We start from the raw sequence: 20,295 nt of genomic DNA on the forward strand, positions 1-20,295 counted from the left end.
GTTCGTCGCCGGCGACATGCCCTGATCGAACTCTCTGAAGGCTGAAAATATCGCCGGCCGGGCCTCGCGCCCGGCCGGTTTCTTTTTGCGCATTGACGTTTTCTTCTTCGCGCAGCGTCTTGCAGCGCGTGCGATAGCGGATTAATTTCAATCTGAAGCTCTGCGCTCATCGGGGGAAAGCGCATGTCGCGTCGTCGTATCGCGCAATTGCTCTTGCCGGCCGCTCTCGTTGCGATGAGCGCCGCTCATTCGGCGCTGGCGCGCGGCGATCTCCTTCCCGACAAAGACAGCTGCGTGCTGAAGATCGGTCCCGAGCTCATCTATTTTGCGGGCTACCAGCCCGGCGCGGCGCAGCAGAAAAAATTCTGCGAGGATGCTCCCCAATCGGGAGAGACGATCTTCGTCTTCGACTATGCGGCCCCCGAGCTTCGCGAGATGAAGGCCGGCTTTCGCATTTTGCTGCAGAGCGACGACAGCGAGGATGCGTCGAGCATGGAGGCGGCGACCGTCGCCTCGCTGCCTCCGCAGATCTATCCAAAAGGGACATTTTCTTTCGCCCATGTCTTCACCCAGCCGGGCGATTTCATCGGCGTCGTCACCATCGACGGCGCGGCCGGCGAGCATTGGACAGCGCGCTTTCCCTTTTCCGTGGGCAAGCGGCGCTTCGACATCAGCCCCTATTATCTGATCGCCGCCGCCGGCTTGCTCGCCGCGTTTCTGTTCGTCTCCAGCCGGTCGAAGCCTGCGGGCTCCCGGCGCTGATCGACTCGGCGCGACGCGCTCATCTCCTGCTGAAAAAGTATGAATTCGGCGTTCTGCGCGTCGGAGACACGGTTTACAGCCTCATTAAAATATATTAGTCCATTACATGAGTGAATTTATAGACCATAGAAGGAGACCGGTATGAGGAGCGTTTCAATCTCGCGGCGCCGCTTTGGCGCGGTCGTCGCGCTCGCCGCGAGCCTGTCGACTTTCGTCGATGCGACGGCGCAGGCGGCGAGTTCGCTGCTCAATGTCTCCTATGATCCGACACGTGAGCTCTATAAGGCGATCAATCCCGCCTTCGCCGCCGATTGGAAGGCGAAGACCGGCGAGACGATCGAGCTTCAGGCCTCTCATGCCGGTTCGGGCGCGCAGGCGCGCGCGGTGATCGACGGCCTCGCGGCCGATGTCGTGACTCTCGCGCTCGCCGCCGACATAGACGCGATCGTGAACAAGAGCGGCAAAATCGCGCCGGATTGGCAGAAGAAGCTGCCGAACAACGCCTCGCCCTACACGTCGACGATCGTCTTTCTGGTGCGCAAGGGCAATCCGAAGAAGATCAAGAATTGGGACGATCTGGCCAAGCCCGGCGTCGCCGTCGTCACCCCCAATCCGAAGACCTCCGGCGGCGCGCGCTGGAACTATCTCGGCGCCTGGGGCTATGCGCTCAAAAAATTCGGCGGCGACGAGGCGAAGACCAAGGAATTCGTCAAGGCGATTTATAAGAACGCCCCGGTGCTCGACACGGGCGCGCGCGGCTCGACGATCACTTTCGCTCAGCGTGGTCTCGGCGATGTGCTGATCGCCTGGGAGAACGAGGCCTTCCTCGCCTTCGAGGAGTTCGGCAAGGATAAATTCGAGATCATCGTTCCCACCACATCGATCCTCGCCGAGCCCCCGGTCGCGGTCGTCGATGGCAATGTCGACGCGAAGGGCACGCGCAAGGCCGCCGAGGCCTATGTGAACTTCCTCTACACGCCGGCCGCGCAGGCGATCATCGCCAAGAATTACTATCGTCCCGCGCATCCCGAATTCGCGGCCAAGGATGATCTGAAGCGCCTTCCCAAGCTCGAGCTCTTCACCGTCGATCAAGTCTTCGGCGGTTGGACGAAAGCGCAGAAGACGCATTTCGCCGATGGCGGAGTCTTCGACGATATTCAGAAGCAGTAAAGGCCCGAGGAATTCTCATGAGCGCCGCTGCGCCCGTTGCGAACAAGAAGGCTCGGAGCTTCACGGCTCCGAGCGTCATCCCGGGATTCCGGGCGACCTTCGGCTTCACCATCTTCTATCTGAGCCTAGTCGTCCTGTTTCCTCTGTCGCTGCTGATTTTCCGCGCCTCCTCGCTCGGTCTTTCCGGCCTCTATGGAATAGCGGTGGAGCCGCGCGTCGCCGCGGCGCTGCGCACCAGCTTTTTCATCTCCTTCGCAGCGGCCGCGATCGATGTCGTTTTTGGCCTCATCACCGCCTGGGTGCTGACGCGCTATGAGTTTCCGGGCCGGCGTTTTCTCGACGCCATCGTCGATCTGCCCTTCGCTCTGCCCACAGCCGTCGCCGGCATCGCGCTCGCGGCGCTCTACGCGCCCAATGGCTGGCTCGGCGAGCCGCTCGCCGATTACGACATAAAGATCGCTTACACGCGTTGGGGCATTCTGGTCGCTCTGGTGTTCGTCGGCCTGCCCTTCGTCGTGCGCACGGTGCAGCCGCTGCTCGCCGAAATCGACGCGGAGCTCGAGGAGGCGTCGGCGACGCTCGGCGCGAGCCGCGCGCAGACGGTATGGCGCGTGCTGCTGCCGCCGATCCTGCCGGCGCTGCTCACAGGTTTCGCTCTGGCTTTTGCGCGGAGCGTCGGCGAATATGGCTCGGTGATCTTCATCGCCGGCAATCTCGCCTATATCTCGGAAATCGCGCCCTTGCTGATCATCGTCAAGCTCGAGCAGTTCGACTATGCCGGCGCGACGGGCATTGCGACCATCATGCTCGCCATCTCCTTTTCCGTGCTGCTGGCGATCAATCTGATCCAGGCCTGGAGCCAGAAGAGGTTCGGTCATGTCTGAGGCGATCCCATCTGCGGCGCTCGCGCCGGTCATTGCGGTCGCGGCGCCGCGCAGCGTGACGGAGGAGACGCCGCTCACGCGCAATGTGCTGATCGGCGTCGCCGTGGCCTTTCTCGGCCTCTTCCTTCTGCTTCCGCTCGCGGTCGTCTTCACCGAGGCTATGGCCAAGGGCGCCGGGGCGTTCTTCGCCACTTTCGAGGAGCCGGATGCGCGCGCAGCGATCCGCCTCACGCTCATCGTCGCGGCGATCGTCGTGCCGCTCAATGCGCTCTTCGGCGTTTGCGCGGCCTGGGCGATCTCCAAATTCTCCTTTCCGGGCAAGAGCGTGCTCATCACGCTCATCGATCTGCCCTTCTCCGTCTCCCCGGTGGTGTCCGGCCTCGTCTATGTGCTGGTCTTCGGCTCGCAGGGGCTGCTCGGCCCCACATTCGCGGCCTATGGAATTCAGGTCGTCTTCGCCATCCCCGGCATTGTTCTCGCGACGATCTTCGTCACCTTCCCCTTCGTCGCGCGGGAGCTGATCCCGCTGATGCAGGAGCAGGGAACGGTGGAGGAGGAGGCGGCGCTGACGCTCGGGGCGAGCGGCTTCCGCACTTTTCTCACGGTGACATTGCCCAACATCAAATGGGGCCTGCTCTATGGCGTGCTCCTCGCCAACGCCCGCGCCATGGGCGAGTTCGGCGCGGTCTCGGTCGTCTCCGGCCATATTCGTGGCCTGACCAACACGATACCTCTCCAGGTGGAGATCCTCTACAATGAGTATAACATCGTCTCGGCGTTCGCCCTCGCCTCCCTCCTGGCTGGGCTGGCTCTCGTCACTCTTGGATTCAAGACGCTCCTCGAATGGCGCTACGCCGGCCAAATCGCCGGTCGGCGCCGTCACTGAGGAGACGCCGCGCCCGCATGGCGTGGAGATCCGGATCGAGCGCGTCGAGAAGGATTTCGGCGACTATCCCGCTTTGCGCGACGTCAATCTGACGATCGCGCCGGGCGAGCTCGTCGCGCTGCTGGGACCCTCGGGCTCCGGCAAGACGACGCTGCTGCGCGCCATCGCCGGCCTCTCCAATCCCGATCGCGGCCGCATTCTCTTCGATTCCGAGGACGCCACCACTTTGTCGGTGCAGGAGCGGCGCGTCGGCTTCGTGTTCCAGAATTACGCGCTGTTCAAGCATCTGACCGTCGCCGATAATATCGCCTATGGGCTGAAGGTTCGCCCGCGCCGCTCGCGTCCCTCCCGCGCCGAGATCGCCGCGCGCGCAGCCGAGCTGCTCGAATTCGTGCAGCTCGACGGGCTCGGCGCGCGCTATCCGGCGCAGCTCTCCGGCGGCCAGCGGCAGCGTGTGGCGCTCGCGCGCGCCCTCGCCATCGAGCCGCGCGTTCTGCTGCTCGACGAGCCTTTCGGCGCTCTGGACGCGCGCGTGCGCAAGGATCTGCGCCGCTGGCTGCGCGAGGTGCATCGGCAGACCGGCCTCACCACGGTCTTTGTGACGCATGACCAGGACGAGGCGATGGAGCTCGCCGATCGCGTGGTCGTGCTGGACAAGGGCCGCATAGAGCAGATCGGCACGCCGGACGAACTCTATGATCGGCCGGCCTCGCCCTTCGTGCTCTCCTTCGTCGGCGAGGCGCTGGCGCTGCCGGTGCAGGTCGCCGACGGCAAGGTGATCTTCCAGGGCAAGGAGCTGCACGTCTCCTCGGAAAATCTGCGCAATGGACCGGCGCGCGTCTATTTCCGTCCCGCCGACATCGCTCTGCATGGCGGCCAGATCGGCGCGCTCGAGGGCCGGGTCGAGGCGGTGCGCCGCACGGCTGCGGGCTTGCGCGCGTCGATCTCCATCCCCGGCTATGACCAGACGGTCGAGGTCGACACGGTTGATCGGGCCGGAACGACTCTCGGCAGCAGCGTGCCGCTGTCGTTGAACAATGTGCGGATTTTCTCGACTGCGGCCGAGGAGACGCTCGGCGACGGCGCGGGGATATAGGGACGACCAAGCCGCGCGAATCCTTCTCCCGCGCGTGGGAGAAGGGGCGCGGCGGCGATGTTCGCCTTTTGGCGCATGGATTGCTTGTCTTTCTTGTCTGATCCGGTAGGCGACACGCGCCTTCATGCCCAGGCGAAGGAACTTCGACCTGGGAGACGGCGATGCGATCGCTCGGACGCAGCCGCAGCATGTGCGCTTGGGATGACTTCGCAGGCGACGCCAAAGCGCTCGACGATCTTCTCGCCGCCGACGGGTCTGGCGCGCTGCCGCCTTTTCTCTTTCTCTCGCAGCCGGGCGTCGACGCGGCAGATCAGCGGCGCTGCTCTGAGCTGTGGACGCGCGATCGGCGCGCCGCCGCGGTCGCGGCGCGGCTCGCGCTCGACTTCCGCTTCAGCGCCGCCGAGGGGCGGAAGATCAGGCTCGGCTATCTCTCCAATGATTTCCACGATCACGCGACCGCGCTGCTGCTGATCGAGACGTTGGAGGCGCATGATCGCGAGCGCTTTTGCGTGAACGCCTATTCCTATGGGGCCGATGACGGCAAGACCATGCGCCGACGGCTCATGGGCGCTTTCGACTCCTTCGTCGACATAGAGGCGCTCTCCGACGGCGACGCCGCCCGGGCGATCCATCACGACGAGGTGGACATTCTCATCGATCTCAAAGGCTTCACCGCCAATGCGCGCAGCGGCATTCTGATGCTGCGCCCGGCGCCCGTGCAGGTGAATTATCTCGGCTATCCGGGCACGCTCGGCGAGGATATCTGCGACTACATCGTCACCGACGATTATGTGACGCCGCTCGCCTCCGCCGGCGATTATTCCGAATCCTTCGCCTATATGCCGAATAGCTATCAGCCGCGCGGCCGCGCCGGGCCGATCGGGACAATACCGACGCGCGAGGCCGTGGGGCTGCCCGAGCAGGGCGTCGTCTTTTGCTGCTTCAACCAGGCCTATAAATTCACGCCGGAGATTTTCGACGTCTGGTGCCGTCTGCTCGACGCTGTGCCCGGCAGCGTCCTTTGGTTGCTCGCCGCGCCTATGGCGGAAGGCAATCTGCGCAATGAGGCGTGGAACCGCGGCGTGAACGGGGCGCGTCTCGTCTTCGCGCCGGATATGGCCCAAGGCGAGCATCTCGCGCGGATTCAGCTCGCCGATCTCGTGCTCGACACAGCGCCCTACAACGCCCACACCACGGCGAGCGATGCGCTCTGGGCCGGCGTGCCGATCGTCACTTGCAGCGGCTCCACCTTTCCTTCGCGCGTCGCCGGCAGCCTGCTGCGCGCGGTCGGGCTGACGGAGCTGATCGCTGCGGATCTCGACGATTATTTCGATCTCGCCTATCGGCTGGCCACCGATCCCGCCGGCCTCGCGAAGATCAAGGCGACGCTCTCGGATAATCGGGCGAGCGCCGCGCTCTTCGATGTTCCCGCCTATACGCGCGATCTCGAAGGCCTCTATCAATCCATGTGGAATCGTCGATCCGCAGGCCTGCCGCCGGCGCTCATACCGGCGGCTTGAAGGCGAGAGTGTTTTCGAGCGAATTGGGAACCGGTTCGCATGAAGAAAACACAAAAGCGCTCTGGTTCGATCTGAACCGGAACGACTCTAGTTGGAGATATTGCCGGGGCCTTCTGGCCGCGTGGGATCGGCGCCGAGGCCGAGCCGTCCGACCGTGCCCGAGAAGTTATATTTCTGGCGTTCGCGGTCCGGTCCCGAGCTGGTCTCGGTGGTCTGCGAGTCGCGGGGCCGTGGCGAATCTTCCGAGCGTTTCGTTTGGGCCTGCGCGATCGAGCACATCATCGCCATCGCCAGGACGAAGGCCGACTTCGACGTGAGCATTGCTGTCTCCCTTGTCTTTTTGGAGAGGCTGGACCCAGACGGCGCTGTCTCGAAGGACGTTCCTTCGACGCCGGCATGGGCTGCAGCATAGCAATGCGATTTGTATCAGAGACCAAAGCGCCGATTGCGTCGGCTCGGGGCGCTCACCAATGAAAATGCGCGCGCCTGTCGCGATTTTGCGACAGGCGCGCTGAAAAGCTTTCGGATTCGACGGGGAACGCCGATTACTTACCGAACCAGAATATTCTTGAACTGCCAGGGGTCGTTCTCGTCGATATCCTCCGGGAAGAGACCCGGGCGGCCGTCGAGCGGCGTCCAATCCGTGTAGACCCCCTCGACGGGGCCGAGATAGGGCGTCTGAACCTCGAGGCAGCGGCGGAAATCCACCTCATCCGCCTCGACAATGCCGGCGGTGGGGTTTTCCAGCGCCCACACCATGCCGGCGAGCGCGGCCGAGCTCACCTGCAGGCCGGTGGCGTTCTGATAGGGCGCGAGCTCGCGCGTCTCCTCGATGGAGAGGCGGGAGCCGTACCAATAGGCGTTCTTGGCGTGGCCGTAGAGCAGCACGCCGAGCTCGTCTATGCCGTCGACGATCTCGTTCTCGTCGAGAATCTTCCAGCTCGCCTGCATCTTGCCGGCGCGGCCGAACATCTCGTGCAGCGACAGAACGGCGTCGTCGGCGGGATGATAGGCGTAATGGCAGGTCGGCCGGTAAGCCACCTTGCCGGAATCGTCGCGCACGGTGAGAAAATCCGCGATCGAGATCGACTCGTTATGGGTGACGAGGAAGCCGAATTGCGGCCCGGGCGTCGGCGTCCAGCTGCGCACGCGCGTGTTGGCGCCCGGCGACTTCAGATAGATCGCCGCGCCACAGCCGGAGGAATGCGTCCCGGCGATGTCCGGCAGCGATTTCTCATGCGTGCCCCAGCCGAGCTCGGCCGGCTGCTGACCCTCGGAGACGAAGCCCTCCACCGACCATGTGTTGACGAAGACGTCGCGCGGCTTGGGGGTCGTGGCGCGCTGCGTGTCGCGCTCGGCGATGTGAATGCCCTTGACGCCGAGCTTCTGCGCCAGCGCGCCCCAATCGGCGCGGGTCTTGGGCTCCTCGATCTTCAGGCCCGTGTCGGCGGCGATGTTGAGAAGCGCCTGCTTCACGAACCAGGACACCATGCCCGGATTGGCGCCGCAGCAGGAGACGGCGGTAGGCCCGCCCGGATTGCGGCGACGCTCCTCCAGCACGGTCTCGCGCAGCGCGTAATTGGTGCGCGATTCATTGCCGAGGGTGGTGTCGAAATAAAAGCCGGTCCAAGGCTCGACGACGGTGTCGACATAGAGGCAGCCCAGCTCGCGGGCGAGCTTCATAATGTCGAGCGAGGAGGTGTCGACCGAGAGATTGACGACGAAGCCCTGTCCCTCGCCCTTGGTGAGCAGGGGGGTGAGCACCTCGCGATAATTATCCTTGGTCAGCGCCTTCTTCTGGAACGCGATGCCGCGAATATCCAGCATTTCGCGATGTGTATCGACAGGGTCGATGACGGTGAAACGGCTCTTGTCATAGTCGAAATGGCGTTCGATGAGCGGCAAGATGCCACGTCCGATGGAGCCGAAGCCGATCAGAACGATCGGGCCGGTAATCTTCGCATGGACGGGCCAGTCTGCCATTTCGCTCACCTCTTGGAGTTCGAGAATTTATTGTGCGGCGCGTTACAGCAAGAGCTGCCGACATAATCAAGGAAAAACGGGGGCGGGGCTGCAATCGGGCGGCGGGGCGCATTGCTTTTCCCGCTCTGCGGCAGAAGGTGGCGCGGCGTAGCCGGGTCGGATGTGGGCGCTATCCGCTCCGCAATCTCGAACTTTTTTCCGCCCAGAGCCGTTGCGGCCCTTATCCGTCGCGCATTCGCGCGACGACGGCGTCGACTCATTCGGAGGAAAAGCCCATTCGCGTCAGCGCCGCGGCTAGCGCCGGCTCGGGGCGCGCCCCGCTGGTGAAGATCGCGCGGGGCGCCGGCGCCGTGGCTTCGCGGTCGGGGCCGAAGCGCTCGACGAGCAGCCGATCGGCCTGGCGCGCGATGGCGGGGGCGGGGTCGATCCATTCGACCGGCCAGGGCGCGAGGCGCCGGAAAAAATCCAGCAGCAGCGGGTAATGCGTGCAGGCGAGCACGACGACATCCGTTCGCGCCTCCTCGCGCGTGACGAAGCAGGGCGCGATCTCGCGGGCGATTTCCGCGTCTGAAACAGCGGCGCCGCGCATAAAATCCTCGGCGAGCGGGGCGAGGCGCGTCGAGCCGATCAGCGTCACCGCGCAATCTTCCGCGAAGCTGGCGATGAGCGCGCGCGTGTAATCGCGCGCCACAGTGCCGGGCGTCGCCAGCACGGAGACGAGGCGCGAGCGCGAGCGCTCGGCGGCGGGCTTTATCGCCGGCACTGTGCCGACAAAGGGAAGCTGCGGCCAGCGCGCCCGCAAAGGGGGAAGCGCTCGCGTGGAGGCCGTGTTGCAGGCGATGACGACGAGATCGGGCGCCAGCTCGGCGATCAATCTTTCCATCACCTCCATGACGCGCGCGACCAGCGCCGTCTCGGAGAGCGGGCCATAGGGGAAGCCGGCGTCATCGGCGCAATAGAGCAGCGTCGCATGCGGGCGCAGCTTGGCGACCTCGGTGAAGACGGTGAGGCCGCCGAGTCCGGAGTCGAAGACGAGGATTTTGGGGACGGGGGGCATGAGGGGCGGTCGGCTCGCAGTGTCCTGACGTCCCCGAATCTGCCCCTCTCCCGCGAAGCGGGGGAGGGGTGGGGAGGGGGCTTCGCCACGAATAGAAACCCGTTCCCCCGCGAAGATCAACCTCGCGTCAGAACGGCAGGTTGAACACGCGCGAGGGCTCCAGCGCGCCTTCCACGACCTCTCCGAAGGCGACGGGAACGCCGCCGCAGGCCGCATAGACGATGCCGCCCGCAGGGGCGTCGCGGCCGCGCAGGATCAGCGAACCGCCCCGCCGCAGCCGCGCCGCAGCGTCGCGATCGACGACGACGCAGGGCAGCTCGGTGAGGCCCGCCTCGACCGAGAGAAGCGCATTGGCCGCTTCGCCGCCCTCGATCTCGTCCAGCGTGAAGCTGTCTTCCTCGAGGAAAGGCCCGACGCGCGTGCGGCGCAGCGCGGTCACATGGCCGAAGCAGCCGAGCAGCCGCCCGAGATCGCGCGCGATGGAGCGCACATAGGCGCCCTTGCCGCATTCCATGACGAGCTTGGTCTCCTCCTCCGTCGCATCGACGATGGAGAGGCGATGGATGGTGACGGGGCGCGGCTTCAGCTCTACCGTCTCGCCTTCGCGCGCGAGATCATAGGCGCGCTCGCCGGCGATCTTGATGGCGGAATATTGCGGCGGCACCTGCATGATGTCGCCGAGAAAGCGCGGCAGCAGCGCCTCGATCTCAGCGATCGTCGGCCGCTCCTCGCTCTCGCGCACGGATTTGCCGTCGGCGTCGTCCGTGTCGGTCTCGACGCCCCAGCGCACGGTGAAGCTATAGGCCTTCTCGCCATCCTGCACGAAAGGCACTGTCTTGGTCGCCTCGCCGAAAGCAACCGGCAATATGCCGGAGGCGAGCGGGTCCAGCGTGCCGGCGTGTCCGGCCTTCTTGCCATTATAGATGCGCTTCAAGCGCGAGACGGCGTGCGTCGAGGTCATGCCGACAGGCTTGTCGAGCACCACCCAGCCGTCGACGACGGCGCGGGTCGATTTTCTTCCGTTCATTGCTGGGCGCCGTTCTCTTCGTCGGTTTGAGGCTGATCGAGATCGCGGCGCACGCGCTCGGAGTTCAGCAGCGCGTCGATGCGCGCGACATTGTCGAAACTATCGTCGATGCGGAAACGCACCTCCGGGGCGAATTTGAGATTGACGCCCTTGGCGATCTCGCTGCGCAGATATTTTTTATGGCGGTCGAAAGCGCGCAACACCTCCGGCTCGTCCTTGCCGCCGAGCGGCATGACATAGACGGTGGCGAGCTTCAAATCCGGGCTCATCGTCACACGCGAGACGGTGACGACATGCTGCTCGAGCACGGGATCTGCGATATCCCCGCGCGAAAGCATCGAAGCGATCTGATGGCGGACGAGCTCGGCGACGCGCAACATGCGCTGCGACGGCTCCGCCCCATGGGCGTGATGGGCTCTGGACATGGATATTCGCGCTGTTCGCGCGCTCCCAACGTTGCGCGGCCGTCACTCGCTTTGCAGTCGAGGACGGCGGCGCGCCGAAGGCTTGGTTGAAAGTTCGGTGGAGATCAGCGAGACGCGATCACAGCGTCCGCTTGATCTCCTCGACGCGATAGCACTCGATGACGTCGCCGGCGCGCATGTCCTGATAGTTCTCGAAAGCCATGCCGCATTCCTGTCCGGACTGCACTTCCTTGACCTCGTCCTTGAAGCGCTTGAGCGTCGACAGCTTGCCCTCGTGGACGACGACATTGTCGCGGATGAGACGCACATTGGCGCCGCGCTCCACCGAGCCGTCGGTCACGCGGCAACCCGCCACCTTGCCGACCTTGGAAATGTCGAACACCTCGAGAATCTGCGCGTTGCCCAGCATCGTCTCGCGCAGAGTGGGCGCAAGCAGGCCGGACATCGCCGCCTTCACATCGTCCACGAGATTGTAGATGATGTTGTAATAGCGGATTTCAATGCCGCCGCGCTCCGACGCCTCGCGCGCTTCCTTATGGGCGCGCACGTTGAAGCCGATGACGACGGCGTTGGACGCTTCGCCGAGCGCAATGTCGGATTCGGAGATGCCGCCGACGCCCGCATGCACGATGCGCGCGCCGACCTCGTCTGTGCCGAGCTTGTCGAGCGCCGCGACGATCGCTTCCACCGAGCCCTGCACATCGCCCTTGATGACGAGCGGGAACTCCTTGCGGCCGGCGGTCTTCAGCTGGCTCATCATATCGGTGAGCGAGGTGCGGGCGCTGCCGCCGCGCGCGGCCAGCTTGTCGCGACGCTGACGCTCGCGATATTCGGTGATCTCTCTCGCGCGGGCTTCCGTCTCCACCACGGCGACGCGGTCGCCGGCTTCCGGCGTGCCGGAGAAGCCGAGGATCTCGACCGGGAAGGACGGGCCGGCGGTTTGCACCACGACGCCCTTGTCGTCGAGCAGCGCGCGCACGCGGCCCCATTGCGAGCCGGCGACGATGATGTCGCCGACCTCTAGCGTGCCGCGCTGCACCAGCACGGTGGCGACCGGGCCGCGGCCCTTGTCGAGCCGCGCCTCGATCACCGTGCCTTCGGCGGAGCGCTCGGGATTGGCCTTGAGGTCGAGCACTTCCGACTGAAGGGTGATGGCGTCGAGCAGCTTGTCGAGATTGAGCCTCTCCTTGGCGGAGACCTCCACCTCGAGCGTGTCGCCGCCGAAGGTCTCCGTCTGCACCTCGTGCTGCAGCAGCTCGGTGCGCACGCGCTCGGGCTTGGCGTCGGGCTTGTCGATCTTGTTGATCGCGACGATGATCGGAACCTCCGCCGCCTTGGCGTGGTGGATCGCCTCGATCGTCTGCGGCATCACGCCGTCATCCGCCGCGACGACCAGGATCACAATGTCCGTGACCTTGGCGCCGCGGGCGCGCATGGCGGTGAAGGCCGCGTGGCCGGGGGTGTCGATGAAGGTGATCGGCGCGCCATTGGGCGCCTTCACCTGATAGGCGCCGATATGCTGCGTGATGCCGCCCGCCTCTCCGGCCACGACATTGGCGTGGCGGATCGCGTCGAGCAGCGAGGTCTTGCCGTGGTCGACATGGCCCATGATGGTGACGACCGGCGGCCGCGACTCGAGCTCACCCTCGGCGTCGGGCTCGTCGAACAGGCCCTCCTCGACATCGGACTCGGCGACGCGCTTGACCGCATGGCCGAGCTCTTCGGCGACGAGCTGCGCCGTATCGGCGTCGATGACGTCGGTGATCTTGTGCAGCGCGCCCTGCTTCATCAGCAGGCGAATCACGTCGACGCCGCGCTCCGACATGCGGTTGGCGAGCTCCTGGATGGTGATCGTCTCCGGGAGGATGACCTCGCGGGTGATCTTCTCCTTCTGCTCGGCCTGGCCGAAGGATTTGAGGCGCTGCGTGCGGCGGCGGAAGGCGGCGACGGAGCGCGTGCGCTCTTCCTGCTCGGACGTCGCGGTGGAGACGGTGAGGCGGCCGCGGTCCTTCTGCGCGCCGCCGCGCGAGGGCGTCGGACGGGGCGGCGGCGGCGGGGCCTTGACGGCGATAACGCCGGCGGGACGACGCACGACGCGCTTTTCGGCGTCTTCCGTCGTGGCGGCGGCGGGGCGCGGCGCTTCTCCGCCGGCGGTCGGAGCCGGACGCGGCTGGGCCGGGCGTGCGGTGGCGGGCGTTAGAGCATGCGGCTCGGGAGCGCCGCCTCCGGCGAGGCGACGGCGCGCCTCTTCCTCGGAACGGCGCTTCGACTCGGCGTCGCGGGCGAGGCGCTCTTCTTCCTCGCGCTTGCGGGCTTCTGCGGCGGCGCGCTCCTCGCGCTCGCGCTCCTCGCGCTCGGCGCGCGCCTTGGCTTCCGCCACCGCGCGGCGACGGTCTTCCTCTTCGCGGGTGCGGGCGTCGACCAGGGCGCGGGCGCGGGCCTCGCGCTCATCGTCGGTCAGCGCGCGCAGCACCATGCCGGAGCCGCGCTTGGGCGCAGGCTGCGGGCGCGGGGTCTCGGCTCTCGGCGGAGGCGGCGGCGGCGCGGCGGCGACAGGAGCTGTCGGCGGCGGAGGCGGCGGCGGGGTCACGGGGGCCGCCGGCGCGGCGGGCGCTGCCGTCGCCGGAGCCGCCGGCTTGGTCTCGACATGTCCGGGCGCGCGACGCTTCACCTTCTCGACCACGACCACCTTGGAGCGGCCGTGGGAGAAGCTCTGGCGCACCATTCCGCCATGCTCGGTCGGACGCTGCTTCAAATGCAACGTCTTCGACGGCGTGACGGTCAGCGTCTTGTCGCCGCTGTTCTCGGTCTCGGTCTCACTCATCCAGTTTCCGATCCTCGGGCTGCGCCTGTTCGGTTACGTCTTTCAGCGGGCCGAGCTCGTCGGTCCGCTCGCTGTTCAGAGTCTGCGCGTCGCCAGATGCGCTCTCGCCTCTATAGGCGGCGAGGCGGCGGCAGCGCGCCAAAAAGGCTTGCGTCGGTCCGCCCGGCGCGAGGGCTGCATGTATCACATTTGTGCGGCCCAAAGCCAAATCCAATTGAAGAGAATCGAACAGAGAGATCGTCTCTGTGACCCTCTCGCCGCATCCGCGCGCCGTGGCCGCGCGCCGCGCCGCCTGGGCGAGCTTGCGCCGTCCATCCGCCGAGCCGTCGCGCGCCTCCAGCACAGCGGCGACGGCGCCTTTCTCCAGCGCCTCGCACACCTTGCCGAAGCCGGCGACCACCGCGCCCGCCTTATTGGCCATCGCCAGCGATTGCAGGCAATCGGCCTCCAGCAGCCGATCGACATCCGCAGGAAGCGACGGCGACGCCGAGACCTCGGCCTTCAATTGGCGCGCGAAGGCGCGCCTCTTCAACGCTTCGGCCACGACATCGGCGCGCGCCGTCACCCAGGCCCCGCGGCCGGGCAGGCGTGACCTTATGTCCGGCGTGAGAACGCCGTCCGGAGCGCGCACGAAACGGATCATCCCCTCCGGCGCGTCGCGCCGGCGGGTGACGATGCAGGTCCGTTCGCTCGCCTCGGCCTCTCTCATTCGCTCGCCGTCTCGTTTCGTCACTGCGCCTCGGTCTGCTGCGCCTCTGCCTGCTGCGATTCCGTCGGCTCAGCGGATTCGGTCTCCTCGGCTTCCGCCTCGGGCTCCGGCGCCTCGATCCAGCCGGCGCGCACGCGCGCATCCATGATCAGCGCCTCCGCCTCCTCGCGGGAAAGGTCGATCCCGTCGAGGAAGCCGGTCTGCTTGACCGTCTCGCCATCCTTCTTCTCGGTCCAGCCGACGAGATCGTCCGGCACGCAGCCAGCGAGATCCTCGATCGACTTCACGTCATTCTCGCCGAGCTTGACCAGCATCGCCGTGGTGACGCCGTCGAGCTCCTTCAGCTCGTCGAGCACGCCGAGCTCGAGGCGACGCGCCTCGTTCTCCGCCTCGACTCGCTCGAGATAATTGCGGGCGCGGTTTTGAATCTCCGCGGCGGTGTCCTCGTCGAAGCCTTCGATCGTCGCCAGCTCGCCGAGATCGACGAAGGCCAGCTCCTCGACCGATTGAAAGCCTTCCGAAGCGAGCAGGCGACCGACCACCTCATCGACGTCGATGGCGTTCATGAACACCTTGGTGCGCTCGACGAACTCGCGCTGACGGCGCTCCGATTCCTCGGCCTCGGTCAGAATGTCGATATCCCAGCCGGTGAGCTGCGAGGCGAGGCGCACATTCTGGCCGCGGCGGCCGATGGCCAGCGACAGCTGATCGTCCGGCACCACCACCTCGATGCGCGCGGAATCCTCGTCGAGAACGACCTTCACCACCTCGGCCGGCTGCAGCGCATTGACGATGAAGGTCGCCGCATCCGCCGACCAGGGGATGATGTCGATGCGCTCGCCCTGCAATTCGCCGACGACGGCCTGCACGCGCGAGCCGCGCATGCCGACGCAGGCGCCGACGGGATCGATGGAGGAATCGCGCGAGATGACGGCGATCTTGGCGCGCGAGCCCGGATCGCGGGCGACCGACTTCACCTCGATCACGCCGTCATAGATCTCCGGCACTTCCTGGCGGAACAGCTTGGCCATGAATTGCGGATGCGTGCGCGACAGGAAAATCTGCGGACCGCGCTGCTCGCGGCGCACGTCATAGACATAGGCGCGCACGCGATCGCCGGGTCGGAAGGTCTCGCGCGGGATCATCTCGTCGCGGCGGATGATCGCCTCGCCACGGCCGAGATCGATGATCACATTGCCATATTCGACGCGCTTGACGACGCCGTTGACGATCTCGCCGATGCGGTCCTTGAACTCTTCATATTGGCGGTCGCGCTCGGCTTCGCGCACCTTCTGCACGATGATCTGCTTGGCCGATTGCGCGGCGATGCGGCCGAAATCGAAGGGCGGCAGCGTCTCGGAAATCCAGTCGCCGACCTGCGCCGCCGGATTGCGCTTGCGCGCGTCCTCGATGGAAATCTGCGTCGCGTCATTGTCGATGAGATCGACGACCAGCAGCAGTCGCGAAAAGCGGACTTCGCCGCTCTTTGGATTGATCTCGGCGCGGACCTCGGTCTCCTGCCCATAGCGCGAGCGCGCGGCCTTTTGCAGCGCGTCCTCCATGGAGGCGATGACGATCGAGCGGTCGATCGATTTCTCGCGCGCGACCGCATCGGCGATCTGCAGGATTTCCAACCTGTTGGCGCTGACGGCCATATCTTGCTCCCAAAAACGTCGGCCCTACGCGTCGCCGCGACGGCCGGGTCCGCTGCCTTTTTTCTTGAATCCGGTCTGCACGCCGGCCGGAACCAGCGGCTTGGCCTTATTGCCGCGCGCCATGGCGAAACGGCCCGGCCCACGGCGGGGCCGCGAGTCCTCTTGCGGCGCGGCCTCTTCCTCGCTCGGGCCGTCGTCCTCGAGCTGCGCCTTGCCGGCGCGCAGCGCCTCGCGGATCAGCGCGTCGGTCAGCATCAGCTTGGCCTCGTCGAGATCGCGCAGCGGCATTTGCACGATCTTGTCTTCGTCCGGCGGGGCGTCGTCGCGCTCGAGCGTCACCACGGCGTCGCGGCCGTCTCCCTCGACGGAGACAATATTGCCCCGAAAACGCTTGCGGCCAGAGGCGAGCGGCTGCGTCAGCTCGATCTTCGCCTCATGGCCGATCGCGCGACGAAAATCCGAGACTCGCACCAGCGGGCGATCTATGCCGGGGGAGGACAGCTCCAGCCGATAGGCGTCCGAGATGACGTCCTCCACGTCCAGCTCCGGCGAGAGCGCCTGGCTCGCGGCCTCGCAATCGTCGATGGTCATGGTTCCGTCGGGCCGCTCGGCCATGATCTGCAGAACCATGCCGTTCTGCGAGAGAATGCGCGCACGCACGAGACGAAAGCCGAGCTGCGTCAGCACGGGCTCGGCGGTATGGGCGATGCGCGCCGCAACGCCCGTCTCGCCGCAAAGGCGCGGCTCATCGAGCAGGGAGGGCGCCTCCACGGCGCCGGCGGCGGGCGTTTCTGCCAAGCGGCTCATCCTGTCTTGCGAGAATTTCCGGCCGGTGCAAACAAAAAAGAGCGGGTCCCGGCCGGGCCCCACTCTCAAGCAGCGATCATCCGAGAATGACCGTTATGAGATAGAACGAGGCGCTTATACACCCGGATCGCGCGCCGGCGCAAGAAAAATGCTCGGCGGCGGCGCCTCGGCCCTTCGGCGGGAGCGCCGCCGCGCATCACGCCTCGCCGCCGGCTCGAGAAATTGTTTCGAGACCGCGGAAGAGGCGATAGGCTTTTCACGCCTTGGAGAGAGACGAAATAATGCAAATCCCTTTTTTCCGCGCGCTCGAGGACTCGCAGCGCATTCTCATCGCCGGCTGCGGCGGAGGCTTCGACATCGTCAGCGGCCTGCCGCTCCATGTCTTTCTGCGCAATGCGGGCAAGAATGTCTTTCTCGCCAATCTGTCTTTCGCGCGCGTCGATCTCGCCTCCCGCAAGAAGATCGGTCCCGCGGGGCGGCTCGTCGATCTCGACAGCCGCATGCAGGGCTATTTTCCCGAGCGCCATCTCGTCGACTGGCTCGCGGCGCGTGGCTGCGAGCCCAAGGTCTTCGCCTTCGAGAAGACCGGCGTGAGACCGCTGCGGCAATCCTATGAAGCGCTCGTCACGCTGTTGAAGGTCGACACGATCATCCTCGTCGACGGCGGGACAGACAGTCTGATGAAGGGCGACGAGGCGGCGCTCGGCACGATAGAGGAGGACGCTCTCTCGATCGCCGCTGTCCATCAGCTCGAGGGCGTCCGCAAATTTCTCGTCTGCCTCGGCTTCGGCGTCGATCATTATCACGGCGTCTGCCATCATTCTTTTCTCGAGAACACGGCCGAGCTGATCCGTTCCGGCGGATTCCTGGGCTGCGTCTCGGTGTCGCCGGGGACGCCCGAGGGCGACGCGCTGCTCGACGCCGTCGATTATCTCAACGAGCGCCAGCCCAATTCCAAGAGCATCGTGGCCAATTCGATCGCCTCGGCGATCCGCGGCGGCTTCGGGAATCGGCACGACACGGAGCGCACCAGGGGGACGGAGCTGTTCATCAATGCGCTGATGGCGCTCTATTGGTGCTATGACCTCGCCGCTGTCGCCCGCGGCATGGGCTTTTACGAGGCGATCGCCGGCAGCGAGAAATTTCACGAGGTGGAGAATGCGATCCGCATTCATCACGCCTACGCCGACAAGCGAGACTGGAAGAATTTGCCGCTCTGAGGCGTCGGCGAAGCCCGCTCACCCGAGCAACGCCGCCAGCGGGGCGATCAGCGGCGCATCGGCGGGCGGCATTTGCGCCGCATCGAGTTCGCTCGGCCGCATCCAGGCGAGCGTCTGGCCCTCGCGGGCGTGCGGCGCGCCGCGCCAGCGCCGGCAGAGGTAGAGCGGCATCAACAGATGAAAGGCCTCATAGGCGTGGCTGGCGAAGGTCAGCGGCGCGAGATCGGCTGTCTCCACCTCTATGCCCAGCTCCTCGGCCAGCTCGCGCACGAGCGCCTGCTCCGGCCGCTCGCCGGGGTCGAGCTTGCCGCCGGGGAACTCCCACAGGCCTGCGAGCTGCTTGCCCTGCGGACGCTGGGCGATCAGCACGCGGCCTTGCGGATCGACGAGCGCTGCGGCGACCACGAGAAGCAGAGACAAAGCGTTTCCCTCAATTGCCGGAGAGCACGACCTCGATCGGATCGGTCTCCTTGCCGGTGACGGTGATCTCGTCGTACATCGCGCCGCCCTCGCTCAGCAAGCCGCCCTTCGGAACCCAGGTGAGCTGCGTCGTCACGAAATAGCGGCCCGGCGCGACCTTGTCGAAGGTGAAGCGGCCGGTCGCGCCCGCCTTGGTCGTGCGCGTATAGGCGACGTATTCGGCCTCCTGCGTCGGCGTCGGCATGAAGAGGGCGGCGATGAACTTGCGCTTGCCGTAGAATTGCGAGATGCGCGCCTGCGCATAGGCGGTCGCCGGGATGAGCCGCACCACCTCGCCGGCGGCGTAGCGCACATTCATCTTGCCCTGCTGGTCGCGCAGAAAGGCCTGACCCTCGATCGTCGCCTTGCCCTCCTGCTTTATGAAGGCGGCCTCGGCGGCATCGAAGCGCATTTCGGGCGCGGCGCTGTTGCAGGCGGAAAGAGCGAGCGGCGCGAGGGCGACGCAGAGTACGGCGGAACGCATGCGGAATGGCCTCGTTGGGCGAAAGCGCGGCCAATGTCGCCGCTTCGTCCGGCCGAGGCAAGGCTCTAGAGTGTTTTCGAGCGAAGTGGGAACCGGTTCGCGTGAAGAAAACACGACAGAACAAGGCTCGAGAGTGTTTTAAGGTTTCTTCTCCGGCGGCGAGAGAAAGGCGGCGGCGCAGCTCATTTCCTTGCGCCAATCGACGACATTGCTCCGCTTGTCGTAGCAGTTGCGCTTGGTGACCGCTTCCTCGCAATCGGCTCCGCCCATGAACTGATAGGTGACGCAGGCACCGACGGCGGGCGGAGCCTTCGCGTCCTTCTCGACCGCCGCTTTCTCAGCGGGCTTCTTCTTGCCGGCGGTCTTTTTTCCGGTCTTTTTCGCTTTGGCTTTCTTAGTGGGAGCGTCCACGCTCTTCTCCACGACGACGCCGGAGGCGGCGGCGTAGTCGCGCGCCTCCTCATAGGCGCCGGCGCAGGCGGCGAGCGATAATGACAAGCCAAAAGGAGCGATGACCAAAAGCGGATGGCGCGGGGGCATGATCTTCGTCTCTTCGCGAGCGTGTCGCGTCGGCATGAAGTCTAAAAACCGAAACGAAGCGCGTCATCGCGCAATGGCGCCTAGGGGCCGCTGCGTGTCCGCATGCGCGCGCAGCATTTCGAGCACGTCGCGTAGGCTGGCGACGACGGCGAGGCAGAGGGCGCGCTCCTCGGCGGAGGGCTGCAGAACATCGGGCGCCATGATCGTCATTGCGCCGGAGGCGGCGGCCGAGCGCAGCCCGGTCGGCGAATCCTCGAGCGCGAGGCAGCGCCGCGGCTCCTTGCCGAGCGCGCGCGCGGCGCGCAGATAGGATTCGGGATGCGGCTTGCCGCGCAGAACATCGTCGCGCGTCACCAGAGCGGAGAAATGCGAGAGCAGTCCGCAACGGCTCAGGTGATGCTCGGCGGTCGGGCGCCGCGAGGAGGTGGCGATGGCGAGCGGAATATTCATCGCCGTGAGATAGTCGACCAGCTCGCGCGCGCCTTCCTTCAGCGGCACGCCGGAGCGCGAGGCGCGGGCGACGAAGGCGCCGCAGGCTTCGATGCAGGCGTCGAGCGGGAAATCGGCGCCGAAGCGCTCGATCATCATCGTCTCGCAATCCTGCATGGGCTTGCCGATCATGCGATGGCAAAACGCCTCGGTGATCTCATAGCCGACGGCGCGGCCGGCGGCGATCCAGGCGTCGACATAGAGCCGCTCCGTGTCGAGCAGCGTGCCGTCCATGTCGAAGAGAACCGCTTCTACAGCATGGGGGAAAACCATGGGTCCGCTTCCTCGCCGCCCGAGC

Annotated in this window: 20 protein-coding genes; 7 read left to right on the forward strand and 13 right to left on the reverse strand. The window is 65.9% G+C overall.

Translation table 11 applies throughout. From position 1 onward, the window contains the following. Positions 1 to 183: 183 nt before the first annotated feature. The 6 genes from EDE12_RS17750 to EDE12_RS17775 all read left to right on the forward strand — a co-directional run bounded on the left by EDE12_RS17750 (position 184) and on the right by EDE12_RS17775 (position 6,318). Complete coding sequence (locus EDE12_RS17750) at positions 184 to 762, forward strand: hypothetical protein (RefSeq protein WP_024880988.1); 579 nt, start codon at positions 184 to 186, stop codon at positions 760 to 762. A 141-nt stretch (positions 763 to 903) separates the two neighbouring features. Further along, the gene (locus EDE12_RS17755) at positions 904 to 1,932 is read left to right on the forward strand and encodes a sulfate ABC transporter substrate-binding protein (RefSeq protein ID WP_024880987.1); all 1,029 of its coding nucleotides are present in this window, start codon (positions 904 to 906) and stop codon (positions 1,930 to 1,932) included. A 17-nt stretch (positions 1,933 to 1,949) separates the two neighbouring features. After that, entirely contained in the window at positions 1,950 to 2,816 is an 867-nt protein-coding gene (gene cysT, locus EDE12_RS17760) for a sulfate ABC transporter permease subunit CysT (protein WP_024880986.1), read from the forward strand. After that, positions 2,809 to 3,702: a sulfate ABC transporter permease subunit CysW gene (cysW, locus tag EDE12_RS17765; RefSeq protein WP_026599361.1), complete on the forward strand. Its 894-nt coding sequence runs from the start codon at positions 2,809 to 2,811 to the stop codon at positions 3,700 to 3,702. The genes cysT and cysW overlap by 8 nt, the downstream gene beginning before the upstream one ends. A gap of 22 nt (positions 3,703 to 3,724) precedes the next feature. Next, positions 3,725 to 4,798 carry a sulfate/molybdate ABC transporter ATP-binding protein gene (locus EDE12_RS17770; RefSeq protein WP_024880984.1) on the forward strand — a complete coding sequence of 358 codons (1,074 nt, stop codon included), beginning with the start codon at positions 3,725 to 3,727 and terminating at the stop codon, positions 4,796 to 4,798. Between the two features lie 161 nt (positions 4,799 to 4,959). Next, the gene (locus EDE12_RS17775; protein WP_026599360.1) at positions 4,960 to 6,318 is read left to right on the forward strand and encodes a hypothetical protein; all 1,359 of its coding nucleotides are present in this window, start codon (positions 4,960 to 4,962) and stop codon (positions 6,316 to 6,318) included. A gap of 87 nt (positions 6,319 to 6,405) precedes the next feature. On the opposite strand, the gene EDE12_RS17780 is transcribed toward EDE12_RS17775, so the two are convergent. The 9 genes from EDE12_RS17780 to rimP form a co-directional block, all read right to left on the reverse strand. After that, the gene (locus EDE12_RS17780; protein WP_134188204.1) at positions 6,406 to 6,639 is read right to left on the reverse strand and encodes a hypothetical protein; all 234 of its coding nucleotides are present in this window, start codon (positions 6,637 to 6,639) and stop codon (positions 6,406 to 6,408) included. A 228-nt stretch (positions 6,640 to 6,867) separates the two neighbouring features. After that, positions 6,868 to 8,301 (reverse strand): homospermidine synthase, encoded by a 1,434-nt coding sequence (locus EDE12_RS17785; RefSeq protein ID WP_026599358.1) that lies wholly within the window; start codon positions 8,299 to 8,301, stop codon positions 6,868 to 6,870. A gap of 256 nt (positions 8,302 to 8,557) precedes the next feature. Next, on the reverse strand, positions 8,558 to 9,358 hold the full coding sequence (murI, locus tag EDE12_RS17790) for a glutamate racemase (RefSeq protein WP_026599357.1): 801 nt from the start codon (positions 9,356 to 9,358) through the stop codon (positions 8,558 to 8,560). Positions 9,359 to 9,485: 127 nt separating this feature from the next. Further along, positions 9,486 to 10,385: a tRNA pseudouridine(55) synthase TruB gene (gene truB, locus EDE12_RS17795; RefSeq protein ID WP_026599356.1), complete on the reverse strand. Its 900-nt coding sequence runs from the start codon at positions 10,383 to 10,385 to the stop codon at positions 9,486 to 9,488. Further along, positions 10,382 to 10,810: a 30S ribosome-binding factor RbfA gene (gene rbfA / locus EDE12_RS17800; protein ID WP_024880978.1), complete on the reverse strand. Its 429-nt coding sequence runs from the start codon at positions 10,808 to 10,810 to the stop codon at positions 10,382 to 10,384. The genes truB and rbfA overlap by 4 nt, the downstream gene beginning before the upstream one ends. A 118-nt stretch (positions 10,811 to 10,928) precedes the next feature. Next, positions 10,929 to 13,634, reverse strand: coding sequence for a translation initiation factor IF-2 (infB, locus tag EDE12_RS17805; protein WP_024880977.1), 2,706 nt, complete (start codon positions 13,632 to 13,634; stop codon positions 10,929 to 10,931). Then, complete coding sequence (locus EDE12_RS17810) at positions 13,627 to 14,367, reverse strand: RNA-binding protein (RefSeq protein WP_245275807.1); 741 nt, start codon at positions 14,365 to 14,367, stop codon at positions 13,627 to 13,629. Before EDE12_RS17810 ends, infB begins: the two co-directional genes overlap by 8 nt. After that, a complete protein-coding gene (gene nusA / locus EDE12_RS17815; protein ID WP_024880975.1) occupies positions 14,364 to 15,998 on the reverse strand; it encodes a transcription termination factor NusA in 1,635 nt (544 codons plus the stop codon). The genes EDE12_RS17810 and nusA overlap by 4 nt, the downstream gene beginning before the upstream one ends. A gap of 24 nt (positions 15,999 to 16,022) precedes the next feature. Beyond that, positions 16,023 to 16,805, reverse strand: coding sequence for a ribosome maturation factor RimP (gene rimP, locus EDE12_RS17820; protein ID WP_036291165.1), 783 nt, complete (start codon positions 16,803 to 16,805; stop codon positions 16,023 to 16,025). A gap of 281 nt (positions 16,806 to 17,086) precedes the next feature. On the opposite strand from rimP, the gene EDE12_RS17825 reads away from it, so the two are divergent. Further along, positions 17,087 to 18,025, forward strand: coding sequence for a DUF1152 domain-containing protein (locus tag EDE12_RS17825; RefSeq protein ID WP_051592677.1), 939 nt, complete (start codon positions 17,087 to 17,089; stop codon positions 18,023 to 18,025). 18 nt (positions 18,026 to 18,043) lie between these two features. Here EDE12_RS17825 and mutT read toward each other — a convergent pair whose 3' ends face one another. The 4 genes from mutT to EDE12_RS17845 all read right to left on the reverse strand — a co-directional run bounded on the left by mutT (position 18,044) and on the right by EDE12_RS17845 (position 20,270). After that, positions 18,044 to 18,445 (reverse strand): 8-oxo-dGTP diphosphatase MutT, encoded by a 402-nt coding sequence (mutT, locus tag EDE12_RS17830; protein ID WP_024880972.1) that lies wholly within the window; start codon positions 18,443 to 18,445, stop codon positions 18,044 to 18,046. Between the two features lie 10 nt (positions 18,446 to 18,455). Then, a complete protein-coding gene (locus tag EDE12_RS17835; protein ID WP_024880971.1) occupies positions 18,456 to 18,968 on the reverse strand; it encodes a lipoprotein in 513 nt (170 codons plus the stop codon). A 138-nt stretch (positions 18,969 to 19,106) separates the two neighbouring features. Next, positions 19,107 to 19,508, reverse strand: coding sequence for a hypothetical protein (locus tag EDE12_RS17840; RefSeq protein ID WP_166671887.1), 402 nt, complete (start codon positions 19,506 to 19,508; stop codon positions 19,107 to 19,109). Positions 19,509 to 19,571: 63 nt separating this feature from the next. After that, positions 19,572 to 20,270, reverse strand: a complete 699-nt coding sequence (locus EDE12_RS17845) for an HAD family phosphatase (RefSeq protein WP_036291163.1) — start codon at positions 20,268 to 20,270, stop codon at positions 19,572 to 19,574. Positions 20,271 to 20,295 lie beyond the last annotated feature (25 nt).

The sequence above is a fragment of the Methylosinus sp. sav-2 genome, from assembly GCF_004366495.1.
In the GTDB taxonomy this organism is placed as follows: Bacteria; Pseudomonadota; Alphaproteobacteria; order Rhizobiales; family Beijerinckiaceae; genus Methylosinus.